This is a genomic window from Flagellimonas yonaguniensis, assembly GCF_029193885.1.
GTDB lineage: Bacteria > Bacteroidota > Bacteroidia > Flavobacteriales > Flavobacteriaceae > Flagellimonas > Flagellimonas yonaguniensis.
The window spans coordinates 97,393-103,978 of the sequence record NZ_JARFVB010000014.1; the positions used below are offsets into that span (position 1 = coordinate 97,393).

General features: G+C 39.5%; 6 protein-coding genes. All 6 read right to left on the bottom strand.

Features of this window, described 5'->3' with window-relative positions; genetic code table 11:
- Window positions 1-21 precede the first annotated feature (21 nt).
- A complete protein-coding gene (locus PY092_RS16615; RefSeq protein ID WP_275616935.1) occupies window positions 22-1,563 on the bottom strand; it encodes an HsdM family class I SAM-dependent methyltransferase in 1,542 nt (513 codons plus the stop codon).
- Complete coding sequence (locus PY092_RS16620; protein WP_275616936.1) at window positions 1,553-2,248, bottom strand: hypothetical protein; 696 nt, start codon at window positions 2,246-2,248, stop codon at window positions 1,553-1,555. The genes PY092_RS16615 and PY092_RS16620 overlap by 11 nt, the downstream gene beginning before the upstream one ends.
- Window positions 2,249-2,252: 4 nt before the next feature.
- Complete coding sequence (locus PY092_RS16625) at window positions 2,253-3,233, bottom strand: response regulator (protein ID WP_275616937.1); 981 nt, start codon at window positions 3,231-3,233, stop codon at window positions 2,253-2,255.
- The gene (locus tag PY092_RS16630) at window positions 3,217-4,995 is read right to left on the bottom strand and encodes a sensor histidine kinase (RefSeq protein WP_275616938.1); all 1,779 of its coding nucleotides are present in this window, start codon (window positions 4,993-4,995) and stop codon (window positions 3,217-3,219) included. The genes PY092_RS16625 and PY092_RS16630 overlap by 17 nt, the downstream gene beginning before the upstream one ends.
- 167 nt (window positions 4,996-5,162) lie before the next feature.
- On the bottom strand, window positions 5,163-5,900 hold the full coding sequence (istB, locus tag PY092_RS16635; RefSeq protein ID WP_116186018.1) for an IS21-like element helper ATPase IstB: 738 nt from the start codon (window positions 5,898-5,900) through the stop codon (window positions 5,163-5,165).
- A 24-nt stretch (window positions 5,901-5,924) separates the two neighbouring features.
- Window positions 5,925-6,586 (bottom strand): Mu transposase domain-containing protein (locus PY092_RS16640; protein WP_417958309.1); only part of this gene is annotated, 662 nt, incomplete at its 5' end.

The following is a 6,586-nucleotide window of genomic DNA, read 5'->3' on the forward strand; positions in this document are numbered from 1 at the left end:
GCTACCCAAGAGCTTGATAATTTATCTGAGCTTTGAAGATTGTATCCTGTTGTATATTTTGAATGCCTCAAAATATAGATCGTCGTCAATGTCTAGATGCTGATTGATAAAATCAGTAGCTAAATTTACAGCATTTGCTTTATCACCTTTTTCTAAATTTTTAATCAAATCTTGGTAAATCCCATCTATGGATTCATCGCTTTTTGATAATACTTGACAATTATATAATGAACCAGGTTCAATCTTCAGCATTCCCCTTCCGTATGTTTTTGATTCAGCTTCCAATGAAAGTTGCCCATAAAGAGATAGCATCGATACATGAATCCATTTTTTTTGTGTGTCACTAACTTTTTTGAAATAAATTCTATGGACTGAGTTTGTAGATTGAACTTTAGAATAGTTCAAAACCAAATATGGAATTGTTTCCACTCTATATGGAAAGAATGCATCAGGAATTTTCCCATCCCGAACGTAGTACCATGGTTTTCTCTTTTGACAATGGGACCTTTGATCTAGCTGGGATTCTATCCCCTCTTTTAAATAATCTTGGATTCTCTGTGCAGTTGAATCATTAATTAATAATAATCGCTTAAGATTCTTACCTCCGCTTTTCATGAAGTTAGGGAAATCTTTAGCGGAGGTAATTATTGGCTTTAGATCATTCTTTTTGAAACCTAAGCTTTTAGCGGTTGAATAATCCTTTATGAAAAAATCATTTGCGCCGGTTACAACTCCAATTCTAACATCGGCATATTCAGAAAATTTTCTGAATCCGTACTTTATATTTAAAGTGTTTTGAATTTTTTTTAAACTTTTGGTTTCCGCGGTTATTACCTTTCGGGCTGCCCAATCTTCCCAGTTTAATTTTCTGTATTCAATTTCATTTTCTATGCCTTTAGAAAAACCGACTATGATTTCCTTATTTTTTGCGCCATAATTGCTCAACCATAACAAAACTATGCGCTCTTGTGCATCTTCAAAGTATGGCGTGTTTAATGCAAGAACCTTTATTTTTTCATATCTTTCTAGAAGGTGTTTTCTAAAATTTTGAGCATAGTCTGCTTGCAACAATGCCCAAGGTACAATCGCTCCAAGGCCACCTCCTTTTTTTAGATGTTGTTCAGCTTTAATGAGAAAATACGCCCACAAATCTGATGAGTTGCTTAATTCTTGAAGCTCTTCAATAGACTTCTTGAATGCTTTAATTTTTGTTTTGTCTTGTTCTTGGTGCCTAATATAAGGCGGATTTGTTAGAACGGCATCGAACTTATTGCAACTGTCAAATTCAAAAAAATTGCTTTCGATTAAGTTCGCTTCTGGTAAATGGGTCAAAAGGCCATTAACAGGATGAATGTCACACCCAAAGAGACTTATGTCAACACTTTCGTTATTTTTTCGTTGATTCCTTTCAGCTGCCAAAAGTAAGGCACCATCACCATATGCGGGATCAAAGAAAGAGTTGTACCCTTTGTTTAACATCGGTCTAACCAAATAATCGGCTAGACTTTTCGGAGTATAATAAATTCCATTTTTCTTTTTATGTTCTATCGGGTTATCCTCCATAATAAAAATCTCTAAGTAGTCTATCCGAACTGTGCTTTTCAGAACTTAAAAAATCTCTAACACTAGTAAAATATGGTTTGAGCAAAAGATCTTCGTTTTCCTTAATTAAATTACGCCACTCATCACTGGCAATGATTTTTTCGGTTATTTCTGAGCGAAACTCACAGAATACTGAATCAAGCAAAAGAGCTAGGTTAGTGGGATATCCAACTAGACGTGGACTTGATATCTTTGGCTTTAAGATTTCACAAGAGATTGATTCTTTTGCTAAAAGTGGACTTTGCTCACCACCATATTGAATGTGATATACTGGTTTTGGATCTTCATTTTTCTTGGGCATTGCAAAGTCAAAATGGAACTTTCTAATTAAATCTTTACTGTCCCCATTAGACTCACAAATTGCTATCATATACGAGGCCATGGAATAATTGGGTGAGATGTTTACTCCAATGAAGACTCTTCGTCTTCTTTGTTCCACCAACAATTCAAGCTCGCATTCGAGGTCTATAGAAATTTCTTTCGGTTTTTTGACAGCTCCTTTTAAAGTAGAATGTGAAATGTAAGCTTTACTGGTTAAATCAGAAAAACTGTTTGCAAAGGAACTTTGGTTTGAGATAAACCCCAATGTCTTTATTTCATTTCTGATGAACGCATCATATTTAGGTTGTCCTAGGCCAATACCCATAAAATCATTTGATTATTCTGAGATTTTCGAAAAAAAGCAAATCCTCATAACTGGGGTGGGGCTCAGTGTATTTCAGTTTCATTGGATGCCATTGCGCACCTTCAGTTTCATCCTCCGCAGCTACAGTTTCGGGATATTGCTCATCACTTACATAACATTTTGAATAGTACTTTTTATCATTCACCAGCTTACGACCTATTTCCCACGGCAAACCTATTTCCCCCGTTTTTTTGACAACTAGCTCAGTTAATTTGCTTTTCCACCATCGGTTATTGGATTCATCGGCAAACACACCTTTATATTGGGCATTCTTAAATTGTTCACTGACGGTATCAAATCCTTTTGGAGTAAGACCGAGATAAGTAGCTGCCCAAATCCTGTCATATAGAAATCCAGGCCTTTCAATTAGAGTATGTCTGAACCATCTGTTCATTTCAATTAACAGGCTTTTATCTTTAAGATTTTCTTTCTCTTTAATTTCGATTGGGAGAATCTTACAAAACCTCTCAATGTCTTCCTCCGGACAATCAAAATATTTCACAATGTCATCAATACTTTCGGGTCTTTTTCGCTTTAGCTTTCGGAATCCTAACGCAATGCTTTCTATTGTTTTGTAATGGGCAGATATTTCATTGTCAGGATACATGTCTTCATAGGCCGATTTTTGCCTTGTATCCACATCTTTTTTAATGTCAACAGCTGTAACAGAAATAATCGGACATTCAGTAAAGACTTCGTGAATGAAGGTTGCTGCTGTTGACCCTTTTCGAAATGTTTTCGAAGATGTGTTATCAAGAAAATGATCCATGATAATTAAATCGGGTTCAACCGATTCCGATAGATATTTGTTGATGATATTGTCAAGATCCCCGTCTTTCACATTTACAAAACGGTATTCAGCCTTAATGGCTTTGGCCAAACTCTTGGCCGTTGCTTCACGCTCAGGTGAATCATCGAACCAAACAAAATTAATTGGCTTCCTCATTTTCTAATACAATTTTTATTTCAGTTGACCACTCTCCTTCAGGTTTTTCGAAATTGATGCTTCCTCCATGGGCCACAACAATTTCTTTTACTATGCCCAGCCCTATCCCAGAGCCTGTTCCAACAATCAAGTTATCTTCTGGGTTCATGCGACTTTCCAGATTAACGTACAATTCTCCGTCGGGATCAGATATAAATGGAGTAAATACCTCTGAAAACCTACTTTCGTTCAAACCAATTCCAGTGTCTTTTATAGCTAGAATCAGTTTTCCTTCATGGAAACTAGAAGTAACTCCTATCTTTCTTTTTCCACTTGTTGCAATAACAGCCTTAATGGAATTGGAAAGGATATTGAGCAAAATTGAATAAATTTCTGCTTCATGATATTTTCGAGTAATGGCGTTGTTCGGAACGTTTTCGGAATCAATCGCTATACCATATTTGCCCGTAATTAGTTCAAAGGCTTTTTCTACTTTGAGCAATTTGGATTTTAAAGAAACCCGACCTGGTTGGACTTTTGATTTATCGGCGCTTATCAATGAAGTCAATTGTAATAATTCTGTCAAACGTTTATTCAAATCGTTGAAATTGGAGCCAATCTCCAACGCTTTGTCCTTATCCTCTCCAACAAGTGTTTCGGCAATTTCTGTCAATGAATTCTTGCTTTGTTCTAGTAGTCCCAAAAGAGATTTGACCTCGTGGGAAAAGATTAAAAGTAGTGTAGAAGTTGATGCGATTAGTCGCAAATGAGACAACTCAGATTTATTGGACTCATTTTGCCTTCTAATTACTTCCGTAGCTTTGGATATGGATTGCTCTACTTCCCTTCGCTTGTTTGGTTCAAGGCTTCTGGCAACTGTTCTTATTTCATTGTCAATATATTCAAGAGCCCTATCGACAACTCTATGGGTTTGAATTGGTTCATCCAAAACATCCTCAAAAGCTTCTTTGGCAATTTCAGCTTTTAGAATTGATTCTTCACGAATACTATAATCCCTTAGAATAGTGGTCCAGTCCAATGCAAATCGGACGAAATCCTTCAATTCTGTCATTGCATCTGAATCAATGAAGCCTTCTCTGTTGGCCTTCATTTCAAAACCCTTAGCATCTTTACCAAGTTCAACGTTTCCAATATAGCTATTCATGGCAGGCATGTTGAGCAATGATCTTGATGCCTCGACACCTCGTAGGGATTCAGCGAAAGCCAACAGCTCTTCCTTAGGGGACGCTAATCTTCTTGCCTTGTCTTTTTCAATATTTAACCAATCATCGTTACCATAAGGATAAACCCTGAAACCTCTAAATCTTATTTGTACTCCACCCCACCTTGGTAAAATCTCACTCAAATTTCTGGAAGAAGCTATACCTCTGTCTCTTATCTTTTCTACCCCAGAAATAAATATTCCTAAATGTAGTTTAACATCATTAAGATTGGAAAACCGTTTTGATGACACTATTTTTCTTTTTCCAAGACCTTTGGCATCCAATTCACATACCGCCTGCCCTTTGCTGTTGACAAATGCATTTAATGTTCCCCAACCTGCATTGATAAACTCCTCCCTTAAATCTTTCACTTCATCTTCGAAGTCGGGAGCTTCCAAAAGAATATTAAAGCCAGGGTCTTCCATAAATCCATCTCTTCTTGCACCCCGATTGGCCACTAATACTGCTAGTTGTCTTTTTAACCAGTCCATGCCCCTTTTTCTCCATTCATCGGATATGTCCTCGATAATGAGAGTTGTCCCGGTTTCTGCTGACTGCAAAATATCTTGGTTACCCTTGCAATGTATTGTTGTCACATCCGTACCCACTTTGAAATTTTCCCATGGAAACTCTACCTGGATAAGCCGGGTAAACTGACCCACCTTCGCCGGATGAAACTGACCATGGCAAATGGACTGCCCAGATTTGATCTATCCTTGGGTTAAACTTAGTTTTTATTTTTCAATTTTCTTCTCATTGATTCTCCTTTTATATCTATTCTGTGGGCTGTATGCACCAAACGGTCGAGGATGGCATCGGCCAGTGTTTTCTCCCCGATAATGTCGTGCCACTTTGATACGGGCAATTGTGATGCTATTATAGTGGATTTTTTGCCGTGCCTGTCCTCGATGATCTCCATAAGTGCATGCCTATTGATGTTGTCCAATGGTTTAAGGCCGAAGTCATCCAAGATGAGCAAGTCCTGTTTTTCAAGTTTGTTTATCTGTTTTGGATAGGAACCGTCTGCCTTTGATGTCTTGAGCAGGGTAAAGAGCTTCGCAGTATTGAAGTACATCGTTTTTGACCCCATGGAACAGGCCTGGTGGCCGATGGCCGATGCCAGGTAACTTTTGCCCACGCCGGTACTACCGGTAATAAGTATGTTCTCCCTTTTTTGGATGAACCCGCAGGAACCTAGCCGCCGGACCAGGTTCTTGTCCAGTTGGCGCGACGGTCGGTAGTCTATAGCTTCCATGACGGCCGTATACCTGAACCTTGCGGACTTGGTCAATCGCTCTATCCTACGGTTGTGACGGTCGTCCCATTCGCTCTGGACGAGATAGGCGATCAGTTCATCGTTGGTGTAACCGGTGGACGGACCGCCGGTTTCCATTGTTGTGGTGAAGGCCCTGTGCATTCCATAGAGCCTCATTTCTTTCATCGATTGCATTGTTTTTTCGTTCATATGTTCTGTTTTTAAGTATTGTTCCTATTCGTAGTATTTTCCTCCCCTTATGTTGTTGTGCTCGGGCATTTCCATGTCCCCGTCGATACCTTCATCGATCTGGTCCCACCCCTTTTTCAGGATGCGCTCGACCATATTGTAATTGTACGCACCATATTCCGCGGCACGCCTACAGGCACCGTCAAGACGTTCCCTTCCGTACTTTTTGGCAAGGTGGAGCACGCCCAGACAGGACTTATAGGATTGTTCCGGGTGTTGCTTCTTCTCCAGGATGGCAATGATGTACCCTTTACAGTGTCCGCCGATATCGCTTGCCCAATCGATGAACTTTTCACTGCTCCACTCGCTTATGAAACGATGGTGCGAGGGCATATGGTCGGCCAAGGTGGTATAGCCGTATTTCTTCCTGTTCCTTGTATGTACGGCGAACCTTTCGTGCTTATGGTAGATCTCGACGATACTGTCGGTATAGACCAGCTTGACCTGTTTGCCTATATGCCTGTAGGGCACGCTGTAATAATGCTTGTCCTTCCCAAAATAAACATGGCTGTTCTTGTGTACGGTGGCCTGGGCATAGCGTTTTACCTCATAGCGTTTCGCCGGTAACGGCATCAGTTCGCCCTTCTCGATCTCCATAAAAAGCGAACACCTGGAATATTCCCTTCCCCTGAACGACATTGCGTTGT

Coding starts and splice junctions, on each gene's coding strand:
- istB (WP_116186018.1), bottom strand. CDS start 5,900: ATGAACGAAAAAACAATGCAATCGATGAAAGAAATGAGGCTCTATGGA.
- PY092_RS16620 (WP_275616936.1), bottom strand. CDS start 2,248: ATGGGTATTGGCCTAGGACAACCTAAATATGATGCGTTCATCAGAAAT.
- PY092_RS16615 (WP_275616935.1), bottom strand. CDS start 1,563: ATGGAGGATAACCCGATAGAACATAAAAAGAAAAATGGAATTTATTAT.
- PY092_RS16625 (WP_275616937.1), bottom strand. CDS start 3,233: ATGAGGAAGCCAATTAATTTTGTTTGGTTCGATGATTCACCTGAGCGT.